Genomic DNA, 24,524 nt, shown 5'->3' on the forward strand with positions numbered 1-24,524 from the left:
TTGAACGAGCGAAGCGAGACGAAACGCCGAAGACGAAAGACGAGACATGGCTGACGAAGAACGCCCCGAGCCCGAGCACGAGCACGGCCGCATCGATCAGGTCGACCTGCAGCTCGAGATGCAGCGCAGCTATCTCGACTACGCGATGGCCGTCATCATCGGCCGTGCGCTCCCCGATGTGCGGGACGGCCTGAAGCCGGTGCACCGCCGCGTGATCTACGGCATGTACGACGGCGGTTTCCGCCCCGACAAGTCGTTCTCGAAGTGCGCGCGCGTCGTCGGCGAGGTCATGGGCCAGTACCACCCGCACGGCGACACCGCGATCTACGACGCCCTCGTCCGCCTGGTGCAGCCGTGGTCGCTGCGGTACCCGCTGGCGCAGGGCCAGGGCAACTTCGGCTCGCCCGGCAACATGGGCGCCGCCGCCCCTCGGTACACCGAGACGAAGATGGCTCAGCTCGCGCTCGAGATGGTGCGCGACATCGAAGAAGAGACCGTCGACTTCACCGACAATTATGACGGTCAGACGCAGGAGCCGACCGTCCTGCCGGCTCGCTTCCCGAACCTGCTCGTGAACGGCTCCGTCGGCATCGCCGTCGGCATGGCGACCAACATCCCGCCGCACAACCTCCGCGAGGTCGCGGCGGGTGCACTGTGGGCGCTCGAGCATCCCGATGCGTCCCGCGAAGAGCTGCTCGACGCGCTGATGGAGCGGATCCCCGGCCCCGACTTCCCGACCGGTGCGCAGATCCTCGGCACCAAGGGCATCCGCGAGGCCTACCGCACCGGCCGTGGCTCGATCACGATGCGCGCGGTCGTGTCGATCGAAGAGCTGCAGGGTCGCACGTGCCTCGTCATCACGGAGCTGCCCTACCAGGTCAACCCCGACAACCTCGCGGTCAAGATCGGCGATCTCGCCCGTGACGGCAAGATCACCGGCATCGCCGACATCCGCGATGAGACGTCCGACCGCACCGGTCAGCGTCTGGTGGTGGTGCTGAAACGGGATGCCGTCGCCAAGGTCGTGCTGAACAACCTGTACAAGCACACCCAGCTGCAGGAGAACTTCGGCGCCAACATGCTGGCGATCGTGGACAACGTGCCGCGCACCCTCGCGCTGGACGGGTTCATCGCGCTGTGGGTCGAGCACCAGATCGATGTCATCGTGCGGCGCACCACCTACCGGCTGCGCAAGGCCGAGGAGCGCATGCACATCCTGCGCGGCTACCTCAAGGCGCTCGATGCGCTGGACGAGGTCATCGCGCTCATCCGCCGGTCACCGACCGTGCAGGAGGCGAACGACGGCCTTCAGAAGCTGCTCGACATCGATGAGCTCCAGGCCGAAGCGATCCTGGCCATGCAGCTGCGTCGCCTCGCGGCACTCGAGCGGCAGAAGATCATCGACGAGGCCACCGAGCTCGAGGGCCAGATCGCCGACTACCACGACATCCTCGCGAAGCCGGAGCGTCAGCGCACCATCATCCGCGACGAGCTGACGACGATCGTCGACAAGTTCGGCGACGATCGTCGCACGCACATCCTCCACGGGTTCGACGGCGACATGTCGATGGAAGACCTGATCCCCGAAGAGGAGATGGTGATCTCCGTCACGCGCGACGGCTACATCAAGCGCACGCGCAGCGACAACTACCGTCAGCAGCACCGCGGCGGCAAGGGTGTCAAGGGCGCGCAGCTGCGCGCCGACGACGTGGTCGAGCACTTCTTCGTCACCACGACCCACCACTGGCTGCTGTTCTTCACGAACAAGGGCCGCGTGTACCGGTCGAAGGCGTACGAGGTGCCGGAGGCCGGGCGTGACGCCAAGGGCCAGCACGTCGCGAACCTTCTGGCCCTCCAGCCCGATGAGGAGATCGCGCAGATCCTCGACATCCGCGACTACTCCGTCGCGACCTACCTGGTGCTCGCCACACGCAACGGTCTCGTGAAGAAGACCCGCCTGACCGAGTACGACACCAACCGCCAGGGCGGCATCATCGCCATCAAGCTGCGCGGCCAGGTTCCCGAGGAGGACGCCGACGACGAGCCCGGCTCCGACGACGAGGTCGTCAGCGCGCTGCTGGTCGACGAGGGCGACGACATCCTCCTCATCAGCCGCCACGGCATGTCGCTGCGCTTCTCGGCGACCGACTCGGCGCTGCGTCCGATGGGGCGTTCGACGTCGGGCGTGAAGGGCATGGACTTCCGCGCGGGCGACAGCCTTCTCTCGGCATCCGTCGCCGCCGATGACGGGTACGTGTTCGTGGTGACCGAGGGCGGCTACGCGAAGCGCACCGCGGTCGACCAGTACCGGGTGCAGAATCGCGGCGGACTGGGCATCAAGGTGGCCAAACTGAGCGAGGATCGCGGCGATCTCGCGGGCGGTCTGATCGTCTCCGAGGACGACGAAGTCTTGGTGGTTCTTGCCAGTGGCAAGGTGGTACGCTCTGCCGTGGCCGAGGTCCCCGCCAAGGGTCGAGACACGATGGGTGTCGTGTTCGCCCGCTCCGGCGATGACGACCGCATCCTCGCGATCGCCCGCAACGGTGAACGCGGCCTTGCCGAAGAACCCGAGGACGCCGTCGACGGAGCCGAGCAGGCGCCGACGACCGAGACCCCGTCATCAGCAGAAGCCGACGGGTCGGATGCCTCCCCCGAGACCCCCGAAGAGAGCACTGACGCATGAGCACGGTAGCCGACAAGCTCGCAAAGAAATCCAGTCACAAGACCAGCGCCAAGCAGGTGCGCCTGCGGCTGGTGTACGTGGACTTCTGGTCCGCGGTGAAGCTGTCCTTCCTGGCTGCGATCGCCATCGCGGTCGTGACGGTCGTCTCCTTCGTGATGGTCTTCCTGGTGGTCTCCACCACCGGCCTCATCGGCAAGGCCGACGAGTTCTTCTCGAGCTTCTCGGATGGCAGCATCCTGCTGTCGGATTTCGTGAGCTTCCCGCAGGTCCTGGCCTTCTCGGCTGTCGTCGCGATCCTGAACCTGGTGGTCGTCACGGTGCTCGGCGCCGTGATCGCCGGCATCTACAACCTCGCCGTCAAGGTGACCGGCGGCCTCCTCGTCGGCTTCACCTCGAACTGACGCACGGCGTCCGAGCGCCGGCATCCGTGGACTGCGGATGCCGGCGCTCGCGTCTGTGCGGACGTCAGACGACCGTCGTGCCGAGCAGCGTGCCGATGAGCCAGGTGACGACGAGCGCCAGTGCGCCACCTACCACGAGCCGCATGGCCGCGCGCAGACGCGGAGCGCCGCCGAGACTGGCCGACACGATGCCGGTGGCGGCGAGGGCGAGCAGAACCGCCACGAACGTCACAGGCACGCGCCACTCGGGCGGCGGCAGCAGGATCGCGAGGAGCGGCAGCAGCGCGCCGAGAGTGAATGCCACCGCCGACGAGACGGCCGCGTGCCACGGGTTCACCAGGTCGTTCTGATCGATGTGCAGCTCCACCTCCAGGTGAGCCGAAAGCGCGTCGTGTGCCGTCAGCTCGGTGGCGACCTGACGCGCCGTCTCGTCCGTCAGCCCCCGGTCGCGATACAGCTGCGTCAGTTCTTCGAACTCCTGCTCCGGCATGTCGCGCAGCTCGCCGCGTTCCTTGGCGATGAGCGCTCGCTCCGAGTCTCGCTGGCTGCTCACCGACACGTACTCACCGAGCGCCATCGAGATGGCGCCGCCGACGAGTCCGGCGATGCCCGCCGTGAACAGCGCGCCGGTGTCGGTGGTGGCGCCGGCCACGCCGACGACGAGCGCGGCGACCGACACGATGCCGTCGTTGGCGCCGAGCACGCCGGCACGCAGCCAGTTCAGTCGCTGCCCGAGCCCACCGCCGTGGGGCTCGCCCGGATGAGAGGTCGCGGTCACCTGTCCAGTCAACCAGCACGATTCGTGAAATCGCGCTCCGTCGGGTAAAGTCTTGGAGGTTGCGGGGCGCAGGTCCCGCAGTCATTCGGGGCTATAGCTCAGGCGGTTAGAGCGCTTCACTGATAATGAAGAGGTCCCAGGTTCAAGTCCTGGTAGCCCCACTCCACAGCCCCGGGGCCTTAGCTCAGTTGGTAGAGCGCCTGCTTTGCAAGCAGGATGTCAGGAGTTCGAATCTCCTAGGCTCCACGACACGAAGAAGCCGGCCCGGTGGGTCGGCTTTTCTTCGTTCTCCCCATCGTCGTCCGCGGGTATGGTGAAGCATGGACCTGCGCGTCGCAGCCTACGCGGTGATCGTCGACGAAGACGACCGCATGCTGCTCGCCCACTGGAACGAAGGCCGTCGCTCCGCGTGGACGCTGCCCGGCGGCGGCCTCGAAGAGGGCGAAGACCCTGAGCATGCCGCACGCCGCGAAGTCAGGGAGGAGACGGGCTATCGCGTCGCGATCGACGCACTGCTCGGCATCCATTCCCGCGTCATCCCCGCCGGCCGGCGGCTGGTGCCGGGCGCGGAGCTTCCCCTGCACACGCTGCGGATCGTCTACCGCGCCCGCATCACGGGCGGGCGTCTGCGCAACGAGACCAACGGCACGACGGATCGTGCCGAATGGTTCCCGCTCCGCGAGGTGCGCGCACTGCAGCGCGTGAAGCTCGTCGACATCGCGCTGGAAATGGCCGGGGTCGAACTGCCGGCGTCGTGACGGGCGCTGTCGTGGCGGGCGAGGCGGCCGTCAGTCGATCGGCTGGGAGATGTCGGCCACCGTCGCCCCGTAGGCGGCGATGAGGTCGTCGGCGTCGACGAACGCGCTGTAGCCGTGTGCGCCGGCACCCATGGCGATGCGCCGGCCGGTGATCTCGCTGTCGGCATAGACCGGCCAGTCGTGCGTGCTTCCGAGCGGCACGATCGTGCCGCGCTCGTAGCCGGTGGCGGCGAGGGCACGCTGGGCATCAGGAAGCTGGAGCTTGTTGACCCCGACGACCGCCCGCAGCTTCGGCCACGAGATCGCACGGTCGCCGGGGATCAGTGCGAACAGGTAGGTGTCGTCACTGCGCTTGACCACGAGGGTCTTCACGATCCCCGACGGCGGGATGCCGAGGATCTCGGCCGCCTCGGTCAGACTGTTCGCCGCCGGACGCTCGCGGATCTCGACCGTCAGACCGCGCTCGGAGGCCGCCGCGCGCACGCGGTCGACCCCCGTCAGAGCCTCGCCCGTGGTGGGCTCAGGCATCCGGGGCGCGCAGCGGATCGTCCGCGACCCAGAGCTCGTCGTCGGCGCGGAGAGTCTGCCACGCCGCGTACAGGACGCCGACCGCTGCCGCGACACCGAGGATGATGGCGATCACGCCGCCGGCGCCGATGCCCTTCTTCTGCGGTGCGGCGCGGTCCAGCCGGGCCGAGAGATAGCGAGTCGCCTCACGGGCGTACTTGTCGGCCTTCTTGCCGTACTTCTTCGGGTCGGGTCGTTCGAGCCCGTGACCGCCGGCGAGGTGGGCGCGCGTGTCGTTCGCCGCGTCCCACACCGACAGCGCCGAGCCGACGACGGCACCCGCGGCGGGGATCACCGTGCTGCTGACGACCTTCTTGCCCTTTTCTACGTAGGGCGCGGCGTACCTCTCGTAGCCGGCCTGCACCTGCGGCTTGACCTGCTCGCGGCCGAAGTGTCCGAGCTGGCGACTGGCCTCTCGAGCGACGGACGCGGCCTCACCGACCAGCACCTGCTGTGTCTCCCACAGCTGATTCGCCTGCTTCTGAAGCTTCTCGAGTTCCTTCTTGCGCTTGCGGCTGACGCTCACGGTTGCCCTCCCTGTCGTGGGGATGTCGGTCTCCCCATCTTGCCAGACCCCCGCCGAGACGGGAGGGGTTGCACCGAACTCTGAGACAATGTAGAAATGCCGCTTCACACAGCAGTCGCAACGATCCACACCAACTACGGCGACATCGTCGTCAACCTGTTCGGCGATCACGCCCCCCGCACCGTGCAGAACTTCGTCGGGCTGTCCGACGGTTCGCAGGCATGGACGCACCCGGGGACCGGCAAGCCGGGCGAGGGCCCGCTGTACAAGGACGTCATCTTCCACCGTGTCATCTCGGGCTTCATGATCCAGGGCGGCGACCCGCTCGGCCAGGGCGTGGGCGGACCGGGCTACAACTTCAACGACGAGATCAACAACGAGCTCACGTTCACCGCGCCGTACAAGCTCGCCATGGCCAATGCCGGCCTCCGCCGCAACGCGATCACCGGCCAGCCCGAGGGCACCAACGGCTCGCAGTTCTTCATCACCGTTCCCGGCCAGGGCGGCCGCGGGCCCGAGTGGCTGCAGGGCAAGCACACGATCTTCGGCGAGGTCGCCGACGACGCCTCGAAGGCCGTCGTCGACACCATCGCCGAGGTGCCGACGGCCGCCGGCGACCGCCCGGTCGAGCCGGTCGTCATCGAGTCGATCGACATCGCCTCGGCCTGATCTTCCGCGCGCCGGGCGTGCGGCGGCACGACGCCGCACGCCCGGACCCGCCGCGGCCCTGAGCCGGCAACCCACAGCACAGAGCCAACTCAAGACACAGACGGGCACCGCGTGAGCACCGACGACTTCCAGCGCAACCGCGACAACTTCTGCTACCGGCATCCCGACCGGCAGAGCTTCGTCCTCTGCCAGCGATGCCTGCGCACGATCTGCCCCGAGTGCCAGACGCCCGCCGCCGTCGGCGTGATCTGCCCCGAATGCCTCCGCGACCAGCAGAAGACCCAGTCTCCGGCACAGCGCAAGGCCGAGCGCCGGTGGACGCGGCCGCGGGCCGCGTCGGTGTCCTCTGCCGCGTCGTCGGGCCGCCCGATCGTCACGTATGCGCTCATCGGCATCACCGTCTTCGTGTACCTCCTGCAGCTCATACCGGGGTTCGGCGACACCGTCACGGGTGCCTTCATGTTCACGCCGGCGTATCTCTACCCGGCCTGGTTCGGCGTCTTCGAGCCCTGGCGCCTGATCACGGTGCTCTTCGTGCACGACTCCGGCGGAATCTGGCACGTGGCCCTCAACATGCTGGCGCTGTGGATGCTCGGTCGCAGCCTCGAGCCGCTCCTCGGACGCGGCAGATTCCTCACCCTGTACCTGCTGAGCGGTCTCGGCGGTTCCGTCGCGGTCACCCTGCTGGGTTTCGACACCTTCGTGGTGGGCGCCTCCGGCGCGATCTACGGGTTGTTCGGCGCCCTGCTCATCATCGGCCGCCACATCGGCGCGAACATCACCGGGATCATCGTGGTGCTCGGCATCAACCTCGTCATCACGTTCCTTCCCCTGCTGTACGGCGGCGGGGTCCGCGTGTCGTGGCAGGCGCACGTCGGCGGCCTGCTCGTCGGACTGCTGGTCGCATTCATCTTCACGCGGACGCGCGCCGTGCGGCAGCGGCGACTGCAGATCGGTCTGCTCGTCGCTGTGGGCGTCGGCCTGGTCGCGCTGCTGTTCGTGCCCGCGATCTTCCCCGCCCTCGTCGTGTCGTAGGCGCTTCGCCGCCTGCCGAAAGCGAGTTATCCACAGGTTCGTCCACAGCCTGGGGAGAATGACACGGGTGTAATTCACAGGTGTTAACAGAGTTGTTAACAACTCTGGATGCCGCACCCTGGTGCCGCCCGCGACGGCGAGTCCCGGCATCCGCGCACGGAAAAGCCCCGGTCGCCGTAGACCGGGGCTCTCTTTCGCAGGAAGTCGCTATCGCCAGCGCGTCGTCATGAGGAAGCCGATGAAGGCGATGCCGAAGCCGATCACCAGGTTCCATGCACCGATGTCGGGAATCGGGAACGCCATGCCGCTCAGGTAGAAGACGAGGATCCAGATCAGGCCGATGAGCATCAGTCCGATCATGATGGGCTTGAACCACACCGGGTTGGGTGCGGCCTCGCCTTCTGCGCGCTCGACGAGCGAGTCGTCGTCTTTGCCGGGTCGTGCCATGGTGAAGAGTCTAACTGCCAGCAGACCCCAACCCTTGCTGTGCGAGAATCCCCCTGTGGATGAAGCGGTATCCGGTCTGGGGCGCGCCGCGCGACGGGAGCAGCACCCGCCCCGGCGCACGTCCGTCGTCGGCGTCATCGGCGAGGTGCTCATCACCGCCGGCGTCATCGTGCTTCTCTACGTCGTCTGGCAGCTGTGGGTCGGTGATCTGATCTACGGCGCCGAGCGGAATGCCGAGGGCACCCAGCTCTCGCAGGAATGGGCGGAGCAGTACGAGGGCGACGATCCCGTCGTCGCCGCGCCCGAGCCGGATCCGTCCGCACCGGCGACTCCGGTCACCGTGCCCCCGCCCGTGCTGCCCGAGGCCGGCGACGGCGAGACGTTCGCCGTCATGCGCATTCCCCGATTCGGGTCGGACTACATCGTGCCGATGGCAGGCGGTGTCACCCGTTCCCGGACTCTCGACCCGATCGGCATCGGCCACTACCCCGGCACCAAGATGCCGGGCGAGGCCGGCAACTTCGCCGTCGCCGCTCACCGCACCACGTGGGGCAAGCCCTTCAACCGGATCGCCGACCTCCACGTCGGCGACGCCATCGTCGTCGAGACGCAGGACGGCTGGTACACCTATCGCTTCCGGACGCTCCAGTACGTCCGCCCGAACGAGGTCGACGTGCTCCTTCCCGTGCCGCAGGCGATGGACGTCCCCGCCGGGACGGCCTACATCACCATGACGAGCTGCAGCCCCATGTACGCCATGACAGAGCGCATCGTCGCCTACGGCGTGTTCGAGTCGTTCACGCCGCGCACCGCCGGCGAGCCGGCATCTCTCCAGGCGGTGGCCTGATGTACGCGGCGCTGTGGCGCGTGCTTCCCGGACCGTGGTGGGTGCGGGTGCTCATCCTGCTGGTCCTCGTCGCGGCGGTCCTCTACGGACTGCTGTTCTACGTCTTCCCCTGGGTGAGCCAGTTCGTGAACCCGCAGGATGTCACGGTCGGCCTTCCCGTCGCGCCGACCGGTGCGCCGGTGTCGTGACCGCGGGACCGTCGTCGGCGCGCATCCTCGTCGTCGACAACCACGACAGCTTCGTCCACACCCTGATCGGGTACCTGCACGAGCTCGGTGCAGAGACCGACATGGTCGAGGCCGATGCGATCGACGACCCGGCGCGAGCCGTCGCGCAGCGACGGGCGGTGCTGGTCTCCCCCGGCCCCGGCACCCCGGGCGACGCCGGCGCGTCCATCGCCGTGGTCCGGGCTGCGGCGGCGGGCGGCATCCCGCTCCTCGGTGTGTGCCTCGGGCACCAGGCGATCGGCGAGGCGTTCGGTGCGACCGTCGACCACGCGCCCGAGCTCATGCACGGCATGACCTCGCTCGTGCACCACGACTCCTCTCCGCTCTACACCGGGCTGCCCGACCCGTTCACGGCGACGCGGTACCACTCGCTGGCCATCGTGCCCGAGACGCTGCCCGCCGAGCTCGTGGTGACGAGCCGCACGGCGAGCGGCGTCATCATGGGAGTCGCACACCGCACCGCGCCGATCGTCGGGGTGCAGTTCCATCCCGAGAGCGTGCTCACGGAGGGCGGACACCGCCTGCTGGGCAACTGGCTCGCCACGGTGGGGTTCCCGGATGCCGCGGCCCGAGGCGCGGCGCTGAGCCCGCGCCGAGACGCCTGAGCGCCGCTGCTGTCCAGCCCGTGCGCGCGGCTGTGCGCGTCGGCGTGACGGGCTACGGGCCGGTGCAGTAGGTCAGCGTGATCTGCGAGTGCACCGGAACGTCGCCCGGTGTCAGCGACTGCGACTGCACGGTCCGCGGGTCGGCACCGGGGCAGTTCGGATCCTCCTGGGCCGTCACGGTGAGTCCGACGTCCTCGAGCTCACGGGTGGCCGCGTCGACGGTGTAGCCCCGCACGTCGTCGATCGCCACGCGGCCGGACGCCACCACGAGGTTCACCGTGGTTCCGGCGGCCACGCTCGCACCGTCGGCCGGATCGCTGGAGATCACGGTTCCCGCGGCGAGGTCCTTGTCGTTCTGGGGCGTCACGGTGCCCAGCTGCAGGCCGGCGTCGGTGAGCGCCGAGGTCGCGGCATCCTGTCCGAGACCGACCAGCGTCGGGACGGTGGACATCTGCTGGCCGGTCGACACGTAGACGCTCACCTGCTGGTCGATCTCCACCGACGTGCCCTTCTCGGGCTCGGTGCGGATGACGTTGCCCTCCGCGACCTCGCTGTTCTCCTCGTCGACGCGGATCGCGCGGAGATCCGCCTCGGCCAGCGTCTCGTTGGCGCGCTCGTACGTCATGCCCGAGACGTCGGGCACCTCGCGCACGTTCGTCGGAAGGTCGTCGCGCGGCTGGATCGAGAGCACCCAGAACAGCAGGGAGATGAGGAGCACGGCAAGGAGCGCGACACCGGCCCAGATCCACGCCACCGGCGGGCCGGCCTGCGTGCGCTTCATGGTGGTGTCGGTGCTGAGCTGTCGCAGCGACCGGGCGGTCTCGGCGGCCTGGCGAGGGTTCGGCCCGTACAGCTCGCTGGTGAGCGCCCCGACCTGCCGCTTGGACGGCTGCCGGCCGTCGACGGTCGCGTCGAGCGCCTCGCGGAAGCCCGCCGCATCCTGGTAGCGCTGGAACGGGTCCTTCGCCAGGGCACGCAGCGCCACCGCGTCGAGGGCGCGCGGAACAGTGTCGTTGACCTCGGACGGAGGCACCGGCGCCTCGCTGACGTGCTGGTATGCCACCGCCACCGGCGAGTCACCGCGGAACGGCTGGCGTCCGGTGAGGAGCTCGTACAGCACCACGCCGGTCGAGTAGACGTCGGCGCGTGCGTCGACCGGCTCGCCCTTCGCCTGCTCCGGCGAGAAGTACGCGGCGGTGCCCAGGATCTGCGTCGTCTCGGCGACGGTCGACGAGCTGTCCGACACCGCACGCGCGATGCCGAAGTCCATCACCTTCACCTGGCCGGCGTCGGTCACCATCACGTTGCCGGGCTTGATGTCGCGATGCACGACGCCCGCCCGGTGGGAGTACTCGAGGGCCTCGAGGATGCCGTCGACGTAGCGCACGGCATCCGTCACCGGAACCGGGCCCGCGGCGATGATGGCCTTGAGGAGGCGCCCCTTGACGAGCTCCATCACGATGTACGGCACGGGGCGCACGGTGCCGTCCGGCGCGGTCAGCGAGTCCTCGCCGGCGTCGTAGACCCGTACGATCGTCGGGTGCGCCATGCGGGACGCCGCCTGCGCCTCGAGGCGGAACCGCGTGCGGAACGAGTTGTCGTCGGCCAGCTCGCGGTCGAGGATCTTGATCGCGACCTCGCGGCCGAGCGTCAGGTCGTAGCCGCGATAGACGCTCGCCATGCCGCCTCGGCCGATCGGCTCATCGATGCGATAGCGCCCCGAAAGCACGCGCGGCTCAGCTGTCACGGTCACTCCCTGCCTGGAACATCAGCCACACTAGCCGAGCAAGAGCGGGTCGCGCGTGGCGCGCGACCCGCTCTGCGGATTCACTCAGCCAAGCTCACTGCGTCGGCGTGGGCGTCGGCTGCACCTCTGCTTCGATCAGCACGGTAGCCTCGCCCGACTCGGCGGACGTGCGGTTGCCGGCGGTGCCGCCGCTGCACGTCACGTTGTACGTGACGATGACGGTCTGACCGGGCGCATCGGCGGCGGTCACCTGTGCGGAGCGGGCGTTCTGCGGGAAGCTGGGTCCGTTCGTGATCGTGCCGTTCTGCACGGTGAAGGTGTAGGCGCTGACCGAACCGGTTCCCGAGGGGCACGTGTAGCCGTCCCACATCACGGTGACCGCCTTGCCGGGGGCGACCGAGGCCGGCGAGCCCTGGAAAGTCGGGCTGCCCGGCGTGGGCATCGGCACCTGGCCGGCGTACGTCGTCAGCTCGATGACGGTGCCCTTCTGGACATTGCCCGTGGGGCTGACGCTGTAGACCTTGCCCTGACTCGCCTCGTCGGGTGCCGCGTTGCCCTCGACGCAGCTCGCACCGAGGCCGAGCGCGTCGAGCGCCGCCGAAGCCGTCGCGCAATCCTGACCCTCGTAGTCCGCCGCGACGACGTTCGCCGTGGTGGGCGTCGGCGTCGGCGTGTCGGACGGGGTGGCCGAAGGCGAGGCGGAGGTCTTCGTCGGATCGGGCTCCGGCTGGTCCTGGTTCGCTGCGACGACCGCCCAGATCGTGCCGATCAGCACGAGCAGCAACAGGGCGATGAGGGCGATCAGCGGCCACGTCCACGGGCTGCGCTTCTTCTTCTCGCCCTCGGCCGCGGCATCCTCTTCACCGGGTGCCGGCATGATCCGCGTGGCGGCCGAGGTGTCGGCGCCGGTGAGCAGCTGTGTCGCCGCATCCCCGGCCACGACGCCGGCGATCGCCGGAACGGCCGCGGCTGCGGCCGCGACGTCGCCGCGGCGCAGTGCGGTCGCGGCGCGCGCGACGGCGGCGGCCGATGCCGGACGCTCTTCCGGCTTCTTGGCGATCATCGCCATCACGAGGTTCTGCACCGGCACGGCGACCGTGGCCGGCAGCGGAGCGGCCTGCTCGTTGATCTGCGCCATCGCGATCGCGACCTGGGACTCGCCCGTGAACGGGCGCTTGCCGGCGAGGCACTCGTAGGCCACGATCCCGAGCGAGTAGATGTCGGTGGCGGGCGAAGCGGGGTGCCCCGACGCCTGCTCGGGCGAGAGGTACTGCACGGTGCCCATCACCTGACCGGTGGCCGTGAGCGGCACCTGGTCGGCGATGCGTGCGATGCCGAAGTCCGTGATCTTCACACGACCGTCGGGGGTGATCAGCAGGTTGCCGGGCTTGATGTCGCGGTGCACGAGGCCGGCCGCGTGGGCGGCCTGCAGTGCCGCCGACGTCTGCGCGACGATGTCGAGGGTCTTGTCGGTCGACAGTGATCCGTCGCGTTCGAGGATCGTCGACAGTGCCTCGCCGGGTACGAGTTCCATCACGAGGAAGGCGCTGCCGGCCTCCTCGCCGTAGTCGAACACGCTCGCGATGCCCTCGTGGTTCACGAGCGCCGCGTGGCGGGCCTCGGCACGGAAGCGCTCGAGGAACCCCGGGTCTCCCATGTACTCGTCTTTGAGGATCTTGATGGCGACGGTTCGTCCGATGACGTGGTCGGTCGCTTCCCAGACCTCGCCCATGCCGCCGATCGCTATCCGCGAATCGAGTTCATATCGGCCGCCGAAGGTCACGCCTTGCGTCGGTCTCATTTGCCCAGCACCGCCTCCATGACCTTCTTCGCGATAGGAGCGGCGATGGTGTTGCCGCTTCCCGATTGTCCTTGCCTGCCGCCGTCCTCCACGACCACTGCGACCGCGACTTCGGGATTCTGGGCCGGGGCGAACCCTGTGAACCAGAGGGTATACGGCTCGTCCCCCGTGTTCTCCGCGGTACCGGTCTTCCCGGCCACGTCGACCCCGTCTATTCTTGCACCCGACGCCGCGCCGTCACTGACATTGGCCACCATCATCGTGACCAGTTCGTCTGCCAGGCCGATGTCGAGTGCACGCCCGAACTCGCTGTCGTCGAAGGTCTTCTGAACCGACAGGTCCGGGCCGATCACACGATCCACCATGCGTGGATTCATCACCATTCCGCCGTTCGCGATGCCGGCCGACACCATCGCCATCTGCAGCGGCGTCGCCGTCACCTGGCCCTGGCCGAACCCGCTCAGCGCCGTCTGGGCGTCGTCCTGGATCGACCGCGGATAGCCCGAGGGCGTCGAGACCACAGGCAGCTCGAACGACTGATTGAAGCCGTACTTCTCCGCCTCTTCGCGGATCGCGGTGTCGCCGAGCTCCACGGCCAGTTCCGCGAACGGGATGTTGCAGCTCAGCCGCAGCGCGTCGGCGATCGTGACCGTGTCGCCTCCGCCGCAGGTTCCGCCGCTGGCGTTGTGCACGACGCTGCTCGACTGCGGCAGCTGGTAGGTCGCGGGGTTCGGCAGCGTCGACTGCGGCGTGTAGTCGCCGGACGCGAGCGCGGCCGAGGCGACCACCAGCTTGAACGTCGAGCCGGGCGGGTTGAGATCCCCGGCGACCGCGCGGTTCGACAGCGGCTTGCTGGGATCGGCGACGAGTGCGTCGTACGCCGTGTTCACGGCGGCGGTGTCGTGCGACGCCAGGATGTTGGTGTCGTAGCTGGGACTCGTCACCAGGGCGAGGATGCGCCCGGTCGACGGCTCGATCGCCACGATGCCGCCCTGGAGGTCGCCGAGAGCCTCGAACGCCGCGCGCTGCACATCGGCGTCGAGCGACAGCACCACGTTCGACCCGCGCGGCGGCTGACCGGTGAAGATCCGCTCGACGCGCGAGAAGAACTGCGAGCCCGCGGTGCCGCTGAGCTCCTGGTTCATCGCCTGCTCGATCCACGTCGCCGAGTTCAGCACGGGATTGATGTAGCCGGTGACGGGCGCCCACATGGCGGCATCCGTGTACACCCGCTGCCAGCTGTAGAGGTCGTCGGACGGCACCGACGAGGCGATCGCCGCGCCACTCGCGATGATCGACCCGCGCTGCACCTCGTACGAGTCGTAGAGAGCCCGGCGGTTGGCGGGGTTGGCGGCCAGCTCGTCGGCCTGGATCACCTGGATCCAGCTCGTCGAGGCGAACAGCGCCACGAACATGACGAGCATCAGGATGCTGAGCCGTCGCAGTTCCTTCGTCACGACGCACCTCCCCCGCTGGGGAGGCACCGAGCACGGATCGGTCCGCGTGCCTGCCGAAGCGTCGTCATGTCAGCCGATCACCACCCGGGGCCTGCTGCGGACAGCATCCGAGATGCGCAGCAGCAGCGCCACGATGATCCAGTTCGCCACGAGCGACGAACCGCCCGCCGCGAGGAACGGCGTCGTGAGACCGGTGAGCGGGATGAGTCGCGTGACGCCGCCGACCATGATGAACACCTGCAGTGCGATGGTGAACGACAGGCCGGTGGCGAGCAGCTTGCCGAAGTCGTCCTGACCCGCCAGACCGATGCGGATGCCGCGGCTGGTGAACACCATGTACAGGCACAGGATGGCGAAGACGCCGATCAGGCCGATCTCCTCACCGAGGGCCGGCAGGATGTAGTCGCTCTCGGCGACGGGGGTCAGATACGGACGGCCCTGTCCGAGGCCGGTACCCAGAAGACCGCCGTTCGCCATGCCGAAGATGCCGTTGACCAGCTGGAAGCTGCTGTCGTCCATCAGGTCGGGGTTGAAGGCGTCCAGCCAGTTCGTGAATCGTGCGCCCACGTACGGCAGCACGCGCGACGCGAGGAACGCGCCGGACACCGCGAGGACGACGCCGATGAGCACCCAGCTGGTCTTACCGGTCGCGACGTAGAGCATGGCGACGAACATGCCGAAGATGAGCACGCCGGTGCCGAGGTCGCGCTGCAGCACGATGATGCCGAGCGAGACGAGCCAGATCACCAGCAGCGGACCGAGCTCACGCGCCCGCGGCCAGGTGAGGCCGAGGAACCGGCTGCCGGTCGAGGTGAGGCTCTCACGCGTGCGGACCAGATAGCCGGCGAAGAAGATGCCGAGCGCGATCTTGGCGAGCTCGCCGGGCTGGAACGTGAAGAAGCCCAGGTCGACCCAGACGTCAGCGTTGCCCCCGCCGCTGAGGCCGGGGATGACCGGAAGGACGAGCAGCAGGATGCCGACGAGACCGAAGATGTAGGTGTAGCGGAACAGCACGCGGTAGTTGCGCAGGAACATCACCACGAGGATCGCCGCGATCAGCGCGATCCCGGCCCAGGCGAGCTGACGTGTCGAGAACGCCTCCCAGCCGTGGCGTTCCCAATACAGGTCGAGCCGGTAGATCATCGCGAGTCCGAGCCCCGTGAGGAGGGTCGCGATCGGAACGACGAAGGGGTCGGCGGCCCGGGCGCGCAGGCGCAGGAGGATGTGGAGCGCGATCACCAGGGCGGTGAGGCCGCCGCAGTAGACCAGGAAGGTCCAGTCGATCGCGCCGAGCGCGCCGAGCTGCACGAGAGCGATGGCCGAGCCGTTGATCGCGAACGCGAAGAGCAGCAGGGCGAGCTCGCGATTGCGCTGGGTCTGCGGCACGCGGATGCGACGCAGCGCCCGCACCACCGCGGTGTCGGTCGAGACCGTGTCGGTCGGCGTGCTCGTGGAGGCGCTCATCCGCCTCCTCCCGACAGGTCACTGATTCCCGAGACGATCTGCCGCGCGTGGGTGAGCGAGTTGGCCGAAATCGTCCCCTCCACCGTCGCACGCGCGAACTCCGACAGCGAATCGAGGGGGATCTCGGTGTCCTCGTACGGCGTCGACAGCGAGATCGGCCCGATGTTCTGCTGTACGCCCTGGTAGATCACCACGGTGTCCTCGTCGGCACCGACGAAGTAGCGGGTCTGCGTCCACTGGTAGCCGAGCCACGCGGCGCCGGCGATGAGCACGAGCACGAGCGCGACGCCCACGATCCAGCCGACGCGCCGCCGCCGGGCCCGGCGGCGGTCCTCCTCGATGAGCTCCTCGAGGAACTCCGCGGCCGGCTCGAAGTGGGTCGGCTCGTTCGCCGCCTGCCGGTTGGGGTGCAGCCAGCTCGTGCGACCGGGACGAGCGGCGGGCACATCGACGCCGGTCGGGTTGGACGCCGAGCCGACGATGGTCGGCGTGCCCGAGAAGAGCGGATGCTGCCCCCCGACGTCGACGATGACGATCGTGACGTTGTCGGGCGCACCGCCGTCGAGAGCCTGCTTCAGGAGGCTGTCGGCGGTGCGGCCCGGGGCGAGCCCGAGACCCATCGCCTTGGCGGTGTGCGGGTCGTCGACGACTCCCGACAGGCCGTCGGAGCAGAGCAGCCACCGGTCGCCCGGCTGCGTCGGCATGATGAAGGTGTCGAGCTCGGGATCGGTGTCCATGTCGCCGAGCACGCGCATCAGCACGGAGCGGCGCGGGTGGTAGCGCGCCTCCTCCGGCGTGATGCGGCCGGAGTCGACGAGTCGCTGCACGAACGTGTGGTCGGTGGTGATCTGGGTGAGCGCGTCGTCGCGGTACAGGTAGATCCGCGAGTCGCCGATGTGGGCGATGACGGCGTACTCGTCGACCATGATCAGCGCGCTGACCGTCGTGCCCATGCCGGCGAGCTCCGGCCGCACCTCGACCGTTTCTGCGAGGTCGACCGCGGCATCCGATATCGCGTCGCGGAGCGCCCGCTCGGCATCGGCGGTCGAGTCGTACGGCCGGTCGAGCGCCTGCAGGCGCGTGATGGCGATGCTCGAGGCGACGTCTCCGCCGGCGTGGCCGCCCATGCCGTCTGCGACGACGAACAGGTTCGAGCCGGCATAGCCGGAGTCCTGGTTGTTGGAGCGCACCTTGCCGGTGTGCGAGATCGCGGCGCTCGAGCCCTGGAAGACCATGTGGGAGGGGTCCGCCCGCTACTTCCGCAGCTCGAACGTCGTCGCGCCCACCTTGATGGGCGCGCCGATGTTCACGGGAACGGGGGCGGTCACGCGGGCGCCGTCGTGCCAGGTGCCGTTCGTCGAATCGAGGTCCTGGATCATCCACTGGTCGCCCCACAGCACCAGACGGGCGTGATGACTGGAGGTGTAGTCGTCGCGGATGACGAGACCCGACTCGCTGGAGCGCCCGATCGTGAGCGGCTCGTTGCCGAGCGGCAGTTCGAGCCCGGTCTTGGGTCCGCTCGTGATGACGATGCGCGACACGGCCGCGGTGGTCGCGGGTCCTCCCGGCTGGGAGGGCGCCGCCGACGGCGCCGATGCGACGGGCGCGGTCACCGCGGACGCGGCAGCACCTCCCCCGCTCGCCGAGCCTGCCGAAGCCGCGGCGGCCACGGCATCCGGCATACGGCGAACCTTCACACCGAACAGGTCGGCGCGCAGCGAGTACACGACCGCGAAGACGAACGCCCACAGCAGCACCAGGAACCCGATGCGCAGCAGGAGCAGGGTGAGCTCGCTCATGCCAGCGGACCTCTCTCCTGCGGATCGTAGGCGCCGCGCGCGTCGAAGACACGCGTGGCGTCGTCCACGGGTGCCGGTGGGCGGGGTGCGGCGGCCTGCGCGACGACGCGGAACACGATGTCGGTGCGGCCGATGCGGACGGTCGAATCGGGGGGCAGCGCCGCCTCCGTGACCTTGCGGCCGTCGAGCAGCGTGCCGTTCGTGGAGTTCAGGTCGCGCACCATGGCGCGCTCGCCGTCCCAGAGGATCTCGACGTGCTTGCGGCTGGTGCCGGAGTCGGCGACGGTGATGTCCGCGTCGCTGCCGCGGCCGATGACCGTCCGCGACTTCGTCAGGGGGATGCGGCGGCCCTCGACGTCGACCACGCCGCGCCACGCGACCCGTCCGCCCTGCGCCGTGGACGACTCCACGCGCAGCGTGCCGGTCGAGAGGTCGTCGTCCCGTCGCAGCACGATGCTCACCGGCCCGGCGAACGAGTAGCCCTGTGCCTTCGCGTGGGCGTGCACGAGCGTGTCGAGCTCGTGCGTCAAGGCGTCGCCGAGCGCCGAGATGCGCTCGTCGTCGGCCGGCGAGAGCCGCACCGCGAACGTGTTGGGGGCGAGGATGCGGTCGCGGCTCACCACGGCCGCCTTCTTGTCGAGCTCGCTGCGCAGGGCGGACGCGATCTCGACAGGCTGGATGCCGCTGCGGAAGGTCTTGGCGAACGCGCTGTTCACAGCGCGCTCAAGACCTTTCTCGAAGCTGTCAAGTAGTCCCACGGAGCTCCTCTGGAGGGGGGTGCCGGTTGCTACATGCTAATTGCACACGCTGTGCCGGCGATGGACCTCGCTCGCGGACCGGGCGAGTTCGAACCAGGCCGCGACGCATGATATCCTCGGCAAGTTGAGTTTCGCGGGATCTTCGGATGCCGTGGCTCGCGCGAGTGGCGGAATAGGCAGACGCGCTGGCTTCAGGTGCCAGTGCCCGAAAGGGCGTGGGGGTTCAACTCCCCCCTCGCGCACAGCGCATCGAAAGCCCCCGGGTATCCCGGGGGCTTTCGGCGTCTCGGTCTCCGGCGAGGGCGTGGGGCGGGCGCATTAGGCTCGCACCATGAATGGCCGGGACTCCGCCCAGGATGACAAGCCGCTCGACCTGCCCGGGGTCGACGATCTGGGCGAGAGCGTCTATCTCGCCGTTCTCATGGCAGGACGCATCCGTGCCCGAGAGGTGGCGGCGAAGCTCGGCCTGGATGAGCCGACGACGATCGCGCGCTTGGAGGAGCTGCGCTCCGCCGGCCTCGTCACGCGGCTGGAATCGGCGGACCCCGAGTACTCGGCCGTCGACCCGCGCTTCGCGGTCCGTGCGCTGGCGGAGCAGCTGAGCGAGCAGACGCAGCGCCTGCGCGAGGCCATTCCCGCGCTGGCGGACCACTTCGATGCGGCCGCCACCTCATCCGCGGATGTGCCGCAGAGCATATTCGTCACCGATCCGGATGCCGTCGCCGGCTGGTATGCCCGCCTCCAGCACCAGGCCGAGCGCGAGTTCCTCGCCTTCGACCGCCCACCGTACGTCGCCGCCTCCTTCGACCCGTTCGAATCGGCGGTCCTGGCCCGGGGTGTCCAGTGGCGTGCCATCTACACGGTGTCGAGCTTCGACCAGGGCGCGACCTGGGACGAGGTGGGAGCGCTCGCCGAACAGGGCGAGCAGTCGCGCATCACGGACGACCTGCCCATCAAGCTGGTCGTCGTCGACCGCGCGGTCGCCCTCGTCTCGTTGAGCCTCGAGCCGGGCGAGGTGGTCGCGCTCGTGACCCATGCGCTGCCCCTGGTCGCCGCGCTGTGCACCCTCTTCGAGTACGAGTGGGCGAGAGCCGTTCCGCTCACTGCGGCCGCGCCTCCGCGCGGTCTGCCGGAGACGACCAGACGGTATCCCTCGCCGCAGACCGACGGCCCCTCGTCCGAGGATCTCTCCATCCTGACGCTCATGGCCGTGGGGATGAAGGACGACGCCATCGCGCGCCGACTGGGTATCTCGGCGCGCACGCTGCGGCGGCGCAGCCAGGAGCTCATGGCCGGCCTCGGCGCGAGCAATCGTTTCCAGGCCGGTGTGGAGGCGTCCCGGCGCGGCTGGATCTGACCGCGGATGTAACGTCGGCGTTTCAACAGCTGGCCGGTTGAGGTCGGTGGCCGTATCCGGCCAGAGCTGACGGCAGGTGACCTCGCAGAATGAGGACCAGCTCGATCCACCCCGGGGTCGCGCCGCACCTGTTGAGGACCACCGTGACCTACTCCACTCGCGCGCCTCTGCGTACGACCGCCCTGTGCGCGGTCGTCGCGCTGCTGTCCACGCTCGCGCTCGCCATGACCCCGACCATGAGTGCTGCGGCTGCGACACCGCTGACGGCGGCGGCGCACCCCGATCCCTCCGCCTACGAGGACGGTCGCTACATCGTCACGCTCCGCGATGCATCGGTCGCGACCTACCGGGGTGGCATCGCCTCGTACCGCGGGACCCAGTCCGGCGAAGGTGACGAGCTGGATGTGCGCTCGAAGGCGGTCGCGGCCTACTCCGATCGTCTGACGACGGAGCAGGAGGCTGTCGCTGCGGATGCGGGCGCGGACATCGTCAGTTCGTACACGCTCGCCACGAACGGATTCACCAGCGCGCTGACCGCTCAGCAGGCCGCCGACCTCGCCGCCGATCCGCGCGTCGCCGCGGTGGTCAAGGACGAGCTCCTCCATCTGCAGACGGCAGCTCCCTCCACCGACTTCATCGGACTCAGCGGCGAGGACGGCGTGTGGGCGACCCTCGGCGGGACCGACGCTGCAGGCGACGGCGTGGTGGTCGGGATCATCGACTCGGGTGTCGCGCCGGAGAATCCCTCGTTCGCCGGCGACGCGCTCGCCGCCGACCCCGGCACGGCGCCTTACCGGGACGGCGACGCGATCGTGTTCGAGAAGGGCGATGGCAACCAGTTCCGCGGCACATGTCAGACGGGCGACGCGTTCGACAGCGATGACTGCACGACCAAGCTGATCGGAGCACGGTACTTCGTGGACAACTACGGTGCCGACTACATCGGCACGGACCGTGGCGAGGTCGTGTCGCCCCGCGATGGGAACGGACACGGCTCGCACACCGCGAGCACCGCTGCAGGCAACGCCGGGGTCGCCGCGCACGTCGCCGGCAGGGAGCTCGGCTCGATCTCGGGCGTTGCGCCGGCGGCGCGGGTCGCGGTGTACAAGGCATGCTGGACCGGCCCGACCGCCTTCGACGACGGCTGCATGACGGGCGACCTCCTCGCCGCCATCGATGCCGCGGTCGCCGACGGGGTGGACGTCATCAACTACTCCATCGGCGGCGGCGGCGCCGTCAGCACCGTCGCGCTGACCGATCAGGCGTTCCTGGGTGCCGCCGCGGCAGGCATCTTCGTCGCCGCCTCGGCCGGCAACGACGGCCCGACCGAGTCGACCGTCGACAATGCCGCACCGTGGATCACGACGGTGGCCGCGAGCACCATTCCGAGCTACGAGGCGACTGTCCGCACCGGCGAGGGCAACGCCTACGCGGGTGGCACCATCGCCGACACCGCCGGGGTGAGCGGCCCCTTCGTGACAGCCGAAAGTGTCGCTGCCACGGGAGCGGCGGACCCGCAGCTCTGCGGCCCCGAGACGCTCGATCCGGCCAAGGCCGCGGGGGCGATCGTCCTGTGCGAGCGCGGCATCGTGGACCGGACTGCCAAGTCGGCGGAAGTCGCCCGCGCCGGCGGAATGGCGATGGTGCTGGTCAACCCGACCGCGAACTCGATCGACCTCGACGTCCATGCCGTCCCGACCATCCACGTCGACGTCGACGCGTTCGAAGCGCTGAAGGCCTATGCGGCGACACCCGGCGGCACGGCCGCGTTCGAGGACGGCAACACGAGCGGCATTCCCTCGCCTGTGGCCCCCCAGCTCGCCGGCTTCTCGTCCCGCGGCCCCGTGCTGGCCGACGGCGGCGACATCCTGAAGCCGGACATCACGGCGCCGGGTGTGGCGATCCTCGCGGACGGCCGCAATGCCGAGGGCGAGGAACCGACCTTCGAGCTCCTGTCGGGCACCTCGATGGCCTCGCCCCACGTCGCCGGACTCGCCGCACTGTACCTGGGCGCCCATCCCCATGCCGCGCCTTCCGAGATCAAGTCCGCGCTCATGACGACGGCATCCCACACGCTCGAACGCGACGGATCCGAGTTCACCGATCCCTTCGGCGAGGGCTCGGGCCAGGTCGAGCCCGCCCGCTTCCTCGACCCCGGACTGCTGTTCCTCAACGGGATCGATGACTGGAACGGCTACATCCAGGGAATCGGCGCGGCGGACCTCGGGGTGCCGTCGATCGACCCCTCCGACCTCAACCTCGCATCGGTGGCAGTCGGAAGCCTCGCCGGGGTGCAGACGATCACACGTACCGTGACCGCGACGCGCCCCGGCTCGTACACCGCGGAGGACGTCACCGTGCCGGGCGTCGACGTGACCGTGAGTCCAACCGTCCTCGAGTTCGCATCGGCCGGCGAGGAGAAGTCGTTCACGATCACCTTCCGTCGTGTGAGCGCGCCGCTCGACGTGTTCACCACGGGCACGCTCCGGTGGGCGGCACAGGGGGGCGACACCGTTGTGATGCCTCTGGCCGTGCGACCCAGCATCATCGCCGTCCCCAGGACGGCCACCGGAGAGGGCCTCGACGGGTCCCTCGAACTTCCGGTCGCGGCAGGCGAGACGATGGATGTGCCACTCGCCGTCTCCGGCCTCGTCGCCGGCCGGACTGCGCGAGGCTCGGGCGCCATCGGGGCCGCTCCGGCTCGTCACGTCATCGAGGTCCCGGAGGGAACCACTTCCGCGCGGTTCGAGCTCGTGGGCGCGGATCCGCAGAGCGATCTCGACCTCGCGCTGTACCAGGTCGACGACTTCGGGGGTCTGCTGTACCTCGACCAGGCGACATCGCCTGGCGCGGACGAGACCATTGTGCGGTCCGACCTGGCGGCGGGTGAATACGTGCTCGATGTGTCCTTCTTCTCGGGTGAGGGCGACCTGGACTACGAGCTGACCACCTATCTGCTGGGCGGCGACCCTGACGCCGGGGCGCTGCACGCCGACCCCGCCGTGCTGGCCATGCACATGGGTGAGACATCCCCGGCCACGATCTCCTGGTCGGGGCTGGCACCTGGTTCTCGTTACTTCGGACGCGTCGCCTTCGGTGCCACCGGCGCCACGACGGACCTGTACGTGACGACGCCGGGCGAACCACCGGCGTCATCCGATGAGCCCGCGATCGAGGTCTCTCCGGACTACGTCCGGCCGGGACGCACGTTCACCGTGGCAGCCGTCGGCCTCCCCGCCCGCACGGACTACGCGATCGCGCTCGACGGCACCGTCGCCACCACCGGAATCACCGGGGACGACGGCGCGGCGGCGCGACGACTGACCCTTCCGGATGACGCGGCCGAGGGCGCACACGAAGTGACGATCACCGCGGGCGATCTCCGCCTTACGGGCGGGCTCATCGCCACACGGCTGCTGGTGCACGATGTGTTCGAGAACGTCGAATACCTCGCCGACGGTGGCGCATCGGTGTCGGCGGAGGTGATGTTCGGAGGTGAGGGCGTCGTGCACACGACGGTGACGAGCGCCGGCGGCACCGAGATGCTGCGCGAGGATCTCGACGTGTACAGCGACCCGATGTTCGAGGTGGACTCGGCGCGCAGCACCGCGGTGCGACTGTCGCCCGGCGACTATGTGGTTCGGGCGTGGTCCGAGGGCGAGGAAGGCCCGATGCAGGAGAGGGAGCGGCTGTTCGCCGTGGAGGAGACCGCGCCGAGCGCTCTCACGCTCACCCGCAACCCGGACGATGAGAACGCCGTCGACCTTTTCTACGACAACTCCGTGGATGCTGTCACGCAGGCGACCATCAGGTCGAAGACGTGCGCCGGCCCGCTCGTATTCGGCTCCGTGTGGATCGACAAGCCGGTGGTGACCGCGACGTTCGACCTGACCGGCATCACCGGTATCGACGTGATCGTCGACGGCCAGGTCGCGGGCTCGTACGCGAACACCGGCTCCGAGCGTTGCGCGGCGCAGACCGAGGTCTCGCACGACTTCTGGGTCGTGGCCTCGGACCCCTCCCTCGACCCATCGAGCCGAGCCGCCGAGGGGGTCACGCTCACTGTGAACAACCGGTATCCGGCCTACAGCGGTGGCTTCGACCTCTCGGCGGGCTACGGGTCCGACATCTACGGCGACCGCTTCTACACGGAGCAGGTCCCTCACGACCGGGTGACGGAACCGGGGCCTGTCGAGACCAGGACGATCGCCGCGGCGGAGGGCGAGGCGTTCTGGGTGCGCGCCAAGTACGAGGTGCTGACACCCGACATCCACATCTCGGCGCATCGGGTGGTCTACGCCACCGCCGTCCGGCTCGCCGATCTGCAGCCGGTCGTCGATCCGGGGACCCCCGGCTCCGGTGACCCCGGCTCCGGCGATCCCGGCTCCGGTGCCCCCGGCGGCTCCGACGGCCAGCCGGCCGGCGGCAGCGGCGCGGACGGTCTGGCTGCGACCGGCGGCGGTGCCGCCACCGTGCTCGGCATTGTGGCAGTGCTCGCGCTGGCCGTCGGCGCCGTGCTCGTGCGGTCGCGCCGCCGAGGCCGCGCCTAGAGCGCGAACGAGCGTCGTGGTGGGGTGATGCGGCTCGCGCCGCATCAC

At 69.2% G+C, this 24,524-nt stretch carries 21 protein-coding genes and 3 tRNA genes; 13 read left to right on the top strand and 11 right to left on the bottom strand.

Annotated features, from left to right (window positions below; all coding sequences use genetic code 11):
* The first annotated feature begins 46 nt into the window (after positions 1 to 46).
* Entirely contained in the window at positions 47 to 2,683 is a 2,637-nt protein-coding gene (gene gyrA, locus NCG93_RS13270; protein WP_194412182.1) for a DNA gyrase subunit A, read from the top strand.
* Positions 2,680 to 3,084 carry a DUF3566 domain-containing protein gene (locus tag NCG93_RS13275; protein ID WP_194412181.1) on the top strand — a complete coding sequence of 135 codons (405 nt, stop codon included), beginning with the start codon at positions 2,680 to 2,682 and terminating at the stop codon, positions 3,082 to 3,084. The genes gyrA and NCG93_RS13275 overlap by 4 nt, the downstream gene beginning before the upstream one ends.
* Positions 3,085 to 3,148: 64 nt before the next feature.
* On the opposite strand, the gene NCG93_RS13280 is transcribed toward NCG93_RS13275, so the two are convergent.
* A complete protein-coding gene (locus NCG93_RS13280; protein WP_206687274.1) occupies positions 3,149 to 3,874 on the bottom strand; it encodes a VIT1/CCC1 transporter family protein in 726 nt (241 codons plus the stop codon).
* A 75-nt stretch (positions 3,875 to 3,949) separates the two neighbouring features.
* Between NCG93_RS13280 and NCG93_RS13285 the strand changes: the two genes are divergently transcribed.
* From NCG93_RS13285 to NCG93_RS13295, 3 genes are all read left to right on the top strand, one after another.
* Positions 3,950 to 4,023 (top strand) — tRNA-Ile (locus NCG93_RS13285).
* A 12-nt stretch (positions 4,024 to 4,035) separates the two neighbouring features.
* Positions 4,036 to 4,108 (top strand) — tRNA-Ala (locus tag NCG93_RS13290).
* 74 nt (positions 4,109 to 4,182) lie between these two features.
* Complete coding sequence (locus NCG93_RS13295) at positions 4,183 to 4,620, top strand: NUDIX hydrolase (RefSeq protein ID WP_194412179.1); 438 nt, start codon at positions 4,183 to 4,185, stop codon at positions 4,618 to 4,620.
* Positions 4,621 to 4,650: 30 nt separating this feature from the next.
* Here NCG93_RS13295 and NCG93_RS13300 read toward each other — a convergent pair whose 3' ends face one another.
* Positions 4,651 to 5,148, bottom strand: a complete 498-nt coding sequence (locus NCG93_RS13300; protein ID WP_194412178.1) for an aminoacyl-tRNA deacylase — start codon at positions 5,146 to 5,148, stop codon at positions 4,651 to 4,653.
* On the bottom strand, positions 5,141 to 5,713 hold the full coding sequence (locus NCG93_RS13305) for a DNA helicase (RefSeq protein WP_194412177.1): 573 nt from the start codon (positions 5,711 to 5,713) through the stop codon (positions 5,141 to 5,143). The genes NCG93_RS13300 and NCG93_RS13305 overlap by 8 nt, the downstream gene beginning before the upstream one ends.
* A gap of 96 nt (positions 5,714 to 5,809) precedes the next feature.
* Here NCG93_RS13305 and NCG93_RS13310 point away from each other — a divergent pair, with 96 nt between their 5' ends.
* Complete coding sequence (locus tag NCG93_RS13310) at positions 5,810 to 6,382, top strand: peptidylprolyl isomerase (RefSeq protein WP_194412176.1); 573 nt, start codon at positions 5,810 to 5,812, stop codon at positions 6,380 to 6,382.
* Between the two features lie 111 nt (positions 6,383 to 6,493).
* The gene (locus NCG93_RS13315; RefSeq protein WP_194412175.1) at positions 6,494 to 7,417 is read left to right on the top strand and encodes a rhomboid family intramembrane serine protease; all 924 of its coding nucleotides are present in this window, start codon (positions 6,494 to 6,496) and stop codon (positions 7,415 to 7,417) included.
* 207 nt (positions 7,418 to 7,624) lie between these two features.
* On the opposite strand, the gene NCG93_RS13320 is transcribed toward NCG93_RS13315, so the two are convergent.
* The gene (locus NCG93_RS13320; protein ID WP_194412174.1) at positions 7,625 to 7,864 is read right to left on the bottom strand and encodes a cell division protein CrgA; all 240 of its coding nucleotides are present in this window, start codon (positions 7,862 to 7,864) and stop codon (positions 7,625 to 7,627) included.
* Between the two features lie 55 nt (positions 7,865 to 7,919).
* Between NCG93_RS13320 and NCG93_RS13325 the strand changes: the two genes are divergently transcribed.
* The 3 genes from NCG93_RS13325 to NCG93_RS13335 are packed head-to-tail and all read left to right on the top strand — an operon-like array spanning position 7,920 to position 9,543.
* Positions 7,920 to 8,711 (top strand): class E sortase, encoded by a 792-nt coding sequence (locus NCG93_RS13325; protein ID WP_252787550.1) that lies wholly within the window; start codon positions 7,920 to 7,922, stop codon positions 8,709 to 8,711.
* Positions 8,711 to 8,899, top strand: coding sequence for a hypothetical protein (locus NCG93_RS13330; RefSeq protein ID WP_194412172.1), 189 nt, complete (start codon positions 8,711 to 8,713; stop codon positions 8,897 to 8,899). The genes NCG93_RS13325 and NCG93_RS13330 overlap by 1 nt, the downstream gene beginning before the upstream one ends.
* Entirely contained in the window at positions 8,896 to 9,543 is a 648-nt protein-coding gene (locus tag NCG93_RS13335; protein WP_194412171.1) for an anthranilate synthase component II, read from the top strand. Before NCG93_RS13330 ends, NCG93_RS13335 begins: the two co-directional genes overlap by 4 nt.
* Positions 9,544 to 9,595: 52 nt before the next feature.
* Here NCG93_RS13335 and pknB read toward each other — a convergent pair whose 3' ends face one another.
* The 7 genes from pknB to NCG93_RS13370 form a co-directional block, all read right to left on the bottom strand.
* Entirely contained in the window at positions 9,596 to 11,290 is a 1,695-nt protein-coding gene (gene pknB / locus NCG93_RS13340; RefSeq protein ID WP_194412170.1) for a Stk1 family PASTA domain-containing Ser/Thr kinase, read from the bottom strand.
* Between the two features lie 94 nt (positions 11,291 to 11,384).
* Positions 11,385 to 13,091, bottom strand: coding sequence for a serine/threonine-protein kinase (locus tag NCG93_RS13345; protein WP_194412169.1), 1,707 nt, complete (start codon positions 13,089 to 13,091; stop codon positions 11,385 to 11,387).
* The gene (locus tag NCG93_RS13350) at positions 13,088 to 14,548 is read right to left on the bottom strand and encodes a peptidoglycan D,D-transpeptidase FtsI family protein (protein ID WP_194412168.1); all 1,461 of its coding nucleotides are present in this window, start codon (positions 14,546 to 14,548) and stop codon (positions 13,088 to 13,090) included. The genes NCG93_RS13345 and NCG93_RS13350 overlap by 4 nt, the downstream gene beginning before the upstream one ends.
* 69 nt (positions 14,549 to 14,617) lie before the next feature.
* Positions 14,618 to 16,012: an FtsW/RodA/SpoVE family cell cycle protein gene (locus NCG93_RS13355; RefSeq protein ID WP_194412167.1), complete on the bottom strand. Its 1,395-nt coding sequence runs from the start codon at positions 16,010 to 16,012 to the stop codon at positions 14,618 to 14,620.
* The gene (locus NCG93_RS13360) at positions 16,009 to 17,247 is read right to left on the bottom strand and encodes a PP2C family protein-serine/threonine phosphatase (protein ID WP_194412166.1); all 1,239 of its coding nucleotides are present in this window, start codon (positions 17,245 to 17,247) and stop codon (positions 16,009 to 16,011) included. Before NCG93_RS13360 ends, NCG93_RS13355 begins: the two co-directional genes overlap by 4 nt.
* An 18-nt stretch (positions 17,248 to 17,265) precedes the next feature.
* Positions 17,266 to 17,811, bottom strand: a complete 546-nt coding sequence (locus NCG93_RS13365) for an FHA domain-containing protein FhaB/FipA (protein ID WP_194412165.1) — start codon at positions 17,809 to 17,811, stop codon at positions 17,266 to 17,268.
* Entirely contained in the window at positions 17,808 to 18,569 is a 762-nt protein-coding gene (locus NCG93_RS13370; RefSeq protein ID WP_194412164.1) for an FHA domain-containing protein, read from the bottom strand. The genes NCG93_RS13365 and NCG93_RS13370 overlap by 4 nt, the downstream gene beginning before the upstream one ends.
* A gap of 158 nt (positions 18,570 to 18,727) precedes the next feature.
* Between NCG93_RS13370 and NCG93_RS13375 the strand changes: the two genes are divergently transcribed.
* The 3 genes from NCG93_RS13375 (at position 18,728) to NCG93_RS13385 (ending at position 24,476) form a co-directional block, all read left to right on the top strand.
* Positions 18,728 to 18,811, top strand: a tRNA-Leu gene (locus tag NCG93_RS13375).
* 89 nt (positions 18,812 to 18,900) lie between these two features.
* Positions 18,901 to 19,926 carry a helix-turn-helix transcriptional regulator gene (locus NCG93_RS13380; RefSeq protein WP_194412163.1) on the top strand — a complete coding sequence of 342 codons (1,026 nt, stop codon included), beginning with the start codon at positions 18,901 to 18,903 and terminating at the stop codon, positions 19,924 to 19,926.
* Between the two features lie 143 nt (positions 19,927 to 20,069).
* Positions 20,070 to 24,476 carry a S8 family serine peptidase gene (locus NCG93_RS13385; protein ID WP_194412162.1) on the top strand — a complete coding sequence of 1,469 codons (4,407 nt, stop codon included), beginning with the start codon at positions 20,070 to 20,072 and terminating at the stop codon, positions 24,474 to 24,476.
* The last annotated feature ends 48 nt before the right edge of the window (positions 24,477 to 24,524 follow it).

The organism is Microbacterium yannicii (assembly GCF_024055635.1).
Classification (GTDB): domain Bacteria; phylum Actinomycetota; class Actinomycetes; order Actinomycetales; family Microbacteriaceae; genus Microbacterium; species Microbacterium yannicii.

Coding starts and splice junctions, on each gene's coding strand:
- NCG93_RS13320 (WP_194412174.1), bottom strand. CDS start 7,864: ATGGCACGACCCGGCAAAGACGACGACTCGCTCGTCGAGCGCGCAGAA.
- NCG93_RS13330 (WP_194412172.1), top strand. CDS start 8,711: ATGTACGCGGCGCTGTGGCGCGTGCTTCCCGGACCGTGGTGGGTGCGG.
- gyrA (WP_194412182.1), top strand. CDS start 47: ATGGCTGACGAAGAACGCCCCGAGCCCGAGCACGAGCACGGCCGCATC.
- NCG93_RS13365 (WP_194412165.1), bottom strand. CDS start 17,811: ATGAGCGAGCTCACCCTGCTCCTGCTGCGCATCGGGTTCCTGGTGCTG.
- NCG93_RS13360 (WP_194412166.1), bottom strand. CDS start 17,247: ATGGTCTTCCAGGGCTCGAGCGCCGCGATCTCGCACACCGGCAAGGTG.
- NCG93_RS13300 (WP_194412178.1), bottom strand. CDS start 5,148: ATGCCTGAGCCCACCACGGGCGAGGCTCTGACGGGGGTCGACCGCGTG.
- NCG93_RS13275 (WP_194412181.1), top strand. CDS start 2,680: ATGAGCACGGTAGCCGACAAGCTCGCAAAGAAATCCAGTCACAAGACC.
- NCG93_RS13355 (WP_194412167.1), bottom strand. CDS start 16,012: ATGAGCGCCTCCACGAGCACGCCGACCGACACGGTCTCGACCGACACC.
- NCG93_RS13345 (WP_194412169.1), bottom strand. CDS start 13,091: ATGAGACCGACGCAAGGCGTGACCTTCGGCGGCCGATATGAACTCGAT.
- NCG93_RS13310 (WP_194412176.1), top strand. CDS start 5,810: ATGCCGCTTCACACAGCAGTCGCAACGATCCACACCAACTACGGCGAC.
- NCG93_RS13380 (WP_194412163.1), top strand. CDS start 18,901: ATGAATGGCCGGGACTCCGCCCAGGATGACAAGCCGCTCGACCTGCCC.
- NCG93_RS13295 (WP_194412179.1), top strand. CDS start 4,183: ATGGACCTGCGCGTCGCAGCCTACGCGGTGATCGTCGACGAAGACGAC.